The organism is Ruegeria sp. HKCCD7251, assembly GCF_013031165.1.
Taxonomy (GTDB): Bacteria; Pseudomonadota; Alphaproteobacteria; order Rhodobacterales; family Rhodobacteraceae; genus Ruegeria.
The window spans coordinates 1-1854 of the sequence record NZ_WPZC01000017.1 but is presented as its reverse complement, the minus strand read 5'-3'; the positions used below and the strand labels follow the sequence as shown (position 1 = coordinate 1854).

General features: G+C 52.2%; 2 protein-coding genes. One reads left to right on the top strand and one right to left on the bottom strand.

Annotated features, from left to right (window positions below; translation table 11 throughout):
• Positions 1-1285, top strand: a 1285-nt coding sequence (locus tag GOX75_RS20190) for a hypothetical protein (RefSeq protein ID WP_171126146.1), incomplete at its 5' end; no start/stop codon positions are given.
• On the opposite strand, the gene GOX75_RS20185 is transcribed toward GOX75_RS20190, so the two are convergent.
• Positions 1282-1854 (bottom strand): hypothetical protein (locus GOX75_RS20185; protein ID WP_217354458.1); only part of this gene is annotated, 573 nt, incomplete at its 5' end. The two genes, GOX75_RS20190 and GOX75_RS20185, sit on opposite strands and share 4 nt — an antisense overlap.

Below are 1854 nucleotides of genomic sequence, written 5' to 3'. Positions count from 1 at the left end.
GACCGCATTTAGGCATCAACTCCGGGTGTTGGTTCTAGACCTGTATGTTGCTTGGCTGGAAGACCCGGAACTATCTATCGGCGTCTCCATGTCCTCGAACTACTGGGACACGTCTTCCCGCTATAACGCGATCCATATTTCCAAGAAGATCATCCCGATCATTCACACTCTAATCGAAGCAGGATTATTGGATGTTGCCAAAGGCAGCTACTCGGGTCCTCTGGCTCGGGGGAACAGAACGACGAGGATACGGGCCTCTGAGGTGATGCAGGGTTGGTTCGCCGAAGTGGCATTCCGACGCGATGACGTTGGTCGGGTCGAAGGCGAAGAAATCATCATTCTCAGAGGGGATATTGCTGAGTCACTGGTCGAGTACGAGGATACCGACGAGATCATAAGAATGCGGGCTGAGCTCGAGCGCTATAACCAAGTCATTGCTGATGCTTTCATTGACCTCCCTGTTTTGGACGAACCGAAGGTCGATGATGTCAGCACCGATCATCATCATAAATTCACCCGCCGGATATTCAGCCGCTCTGACTTCAACCTGAATGGGCGCTTTCATGGTGGCTGGTGGCAGCAGATCAACAGTGACTGGAGGTCGAAGATCTTCATCAATGATACGCCAGTCGTCGAAGTGGACTTCCGCAGTCTCCATGTCTCGCTCCTCAGCCTAGAGGCCGGAAAGGAACTTGCTGGTGACCCCTATGATCTGCCTGACAGACTTATCGCTGGTGCGCCGCCACCGCTTCAGCGCAAGTTTATCAAACGACTGATACTGACTGCTATCAACGCCGGGTCCAAAGACGCGGCCTTCAGAGCGTTCCGAGATGGGTTCCAGACTGGTCATGCTGGGAAGTCACTGACGAACGAGCAACTGGAGGCCCTGCTGACGGGCTTTCTGGAAAAGACGCCACACATCAAAGACTATCTGTTCGCGGATCAAGGTATCCGGTTGATGAATCTCGATAGTCTGATAGCGGAACGCGTCCATCGTCACTTCTGCCACCAAGCCGTACCAGTCCTGTCCGTGCATGACAGTTACATCATCGACTATACCCGAGTTGGAGAGTTGAAGCGGGTGATGGCGGAGGCTTCGGAGGAAGTGGCCGGTGCACCGTTGCCAACGTCGAACCAGTTCTATGGGCTGGACGAACAAGCCGACCCCAATGCGGACCATGTGAAGGACTATGTGATTTGGCGACAGACGGCCCGGTCAGATGGGTATCTTCAACGGTTGGCGGAACATGAGCGGAGAACGGGGAGAGAGGTGGTGCCGTTCTAGTCAGCGACAGCGTTTTGGAAGGTTCTCAAAGCTTCGACGAGAATTAAGGTGGCCGTTGCGAGGTTCTCATATTGGTCGTCCAAGCCCCATGCCCACTTCTTACCATGAAATAAATTGTTTCGAAAACAATAAGCTATCAGCAGTAACGCGTACAGTTTGTCAGTGACGCAAGTTGTGTTTTCGAGCAATGCATCACGGATGTCTGTTTGAATTTCGGTGTCCCAGCCAACCATGGATCCAAACAAATTGTTGGTTTGATGGCCATTCCTATACCTATCCACAAAGTAATCAAATGCGGGCTGAAATTCTCGGATTTGCTCGTGAGACGGAGCGGCGCGCTCTGCGAAATCGCGGATGCTGGTCCGGTTTGCATCTTGATTTAAAGCCTGATGCTCGAATATTCCCCATACGACGGAAAAATACATGGCCGCCGCTTTGGTGCCTCCATTCAGTTGGAGGAAACCCGGATAACTTTGTTCAATTCCCACGTCGATTGAATTTATGAATTCCTGCGGGGATGTTGGAACCCTCGTGCTCAAAGCGCTCGCTCCTCTGTATTCGATGGGTAT